1 protein-coding gene is annotated in these 2317 nt (G+C 47.2%); it reads right to left on the minus strand.

The window, feature by feature from the left end:
- Window positions 1–1767, minus strand: a 1767-nt coding sequence (locus ACKFKF_RS34855) for a hypothetical protein (protein WP_446871909.1), incomplete at its 3' end; no start/stop codon positions are given.
- Window positions 1768–2317: the final 550 nt, after the last annotated feature.

Here is a 2317-nt window from a genome sequence, read left to right on the forward strand (position 1 = left end):
CACTTTGAACTTAACTTCGCCAAATTCGCCCTCGTTGCCAAGCTTGCAATACCAGAAGGTTTCGCCGTTTTCTTCGACCAACTGCACAGCTTTTAAGATCGAAGAGGTCGGCATGATTTGGATGCCTGCGGTGCCGATGCTGAGTTCGGCTTTGACGACGGTGTTGTCTCGATCGCTAGGGTCAAACGTATTGAAGAATTCGACGAGTGCAGTGCCGTCATCGTTAACGCCAAACAGTTTATTTAAGTTAGCGGGCAATCCGACTCCAAGCTGTGCCCCTAATTCGATCGCTTGTCCAAGCCGAATCACCAGATCCGACACATCTAAACTCGCCACCCCTAAATCAATTTGGGTATCAGCATCGATCTCGATCGGAGGAATCACAAAATCAAACGGTTGCAGCACACGATCTGCGGTTAAAGTGACACGATGACGATCGGCTGTGAATGTGGTTTGGATTGTCTCCGGCAAGTATTTGTGAACAGTGGGGTGAAATCCCTGAAACGCTAACGTGACTGCTGCCTCAAATGCAAATTCGGTCGTCGTGGAATCGAGGCTGGGTTGACGTACGATCGAGACTCCGCCAAACTCTAAATCCATCAATGATGTGGGCGGCAATGCCAAACGAACGCTGGCATGATCGGGTTCAAACATCAGTCCCACAGTGCCGTCAGTCTGTTTGAATAGCGTCAGAGTTCCTTCAAAATCAAGCACGTCTGTAATTTGAATGGCACCCGATGCCGACAGACTCCAAGCCGACTGCGCGGTGCTGGGTTCGGTTGTTCGTTCTTTACTCAACTCCAACCCAATTTGCGACAAGCTGAAGTGTCCCGCGTCTTCTAAATCGACGATTTTAATTGCGGGAGTCGCGGCTGCAAAAAGCTTGAGACTTCTCTCGTCTTGCGTTTGACGATATTCCGCTGCCAACGTTAGAGACTGAGCGAATAATTCTGCCTCGACTGCACCAGAGATTGACCACTCTTGCCCCGCAAGTTTGAACTCTAGTTGAACTTCGTTGAGGGCAAATTCTTCAGCAATGACCAACGAGTTTTGACCGTGAATGGCGATCGCGCACTCAATCTGATCAGCCTCGCGGCTCATCGCAAGACTGGTTTCTGTAATGCTAAACCCGTTTCCACTGGGGGGAAAACTCAACGCCTGAGCAGAACTGGCTCGAAACGAGAAGCTGCGAGACTTTGGCTGAATGGTGGTTTCAATATCCTTAAAGGCAAGGTTTGGCAGATCAGGGGGCATTGATGCGCCGTTTAGAAATGTTGCCGCGATCGCTGAGATGTCGAGTTGTGCGATCGTCCATTGCAGAACCACTTCGCCTTCAACCTTGCCGACCAATAGCGCAGTAGAAATCTCACTATCACCCACGCGAACGCTACCACTAATGCTCCCTGCAATATCCCCTTCAATCACTTGTAAGGCAAGCTGTCCGTCTCGCAGATCTAACCACGCAGCACCAGGAATGCGGCAAATCGGTAGCTGTTTAGCGCTGAGAGCGAAATTTACACGATCGTTGGAATCTTGAAAAACGGCTTCTACTAAAACGTTAGTGGCGTTGAGAATTGAAGCCAATCCCGTAAGGGTGACGCGATCGCTTTCAGCAATAATTTCAGCTTGATTGAAAACGATTCCTTCGCTTTCGAGTAAGGCGAACAGGCTGCCTAACGGGAGAGACTCGATCGTGGATTCTTTGAGTTCAAGTTGTCCATTTTGCAGAGTGGACTGGAGAATGGTTGCAATTTGAGAAACAGTCATGGAGCAATTTTCCTTAGAGGGAATAGAGAGCTTAAGCACGTCAAAAACAGTCAGCGATCAATCAATTAAAGATTGCTGTAGGAAACAGAATTAAAATAACTAATTGATTGCTAAACTGATGTCTGTATGTTGAACGGTTTGAATTCTGTGAACACGAGCAACAACAAAATCGAAATGGTTTTGAACTCCTCTACAAACCGCCTGAATGAATAGACGAGCCACTCAGGAGCGCATGTCTATGGAGGTGAGTTTTAAAACACTCATCGACCGTAAAGTTCCGGATGCGCCAAAAACTTCTTGATCTCTCCACGAAAAAACATCGTGTTGTGGGATGCAAATAGCCCTCAATCTTAAGAAGTGTGACAAGAAGTGTGACATTAATCTTCTGCAATCTTTGATGTCTGAGGCTTCTAAAATTGAAGTGTAGAAAATGAAGTGTAAAAGACTTCTAACGATCGTGAATTTGAAGCGGTCAACCTGCTCATGGGCTGAGAACCTGCTTGACTGACAAAACTAGGAAGCTGGAATGCAAGAGAGGACAGTAAATTCA

Source organism: Phormidesmis sp. 146-12 (genome assembly GCF_052939495.1).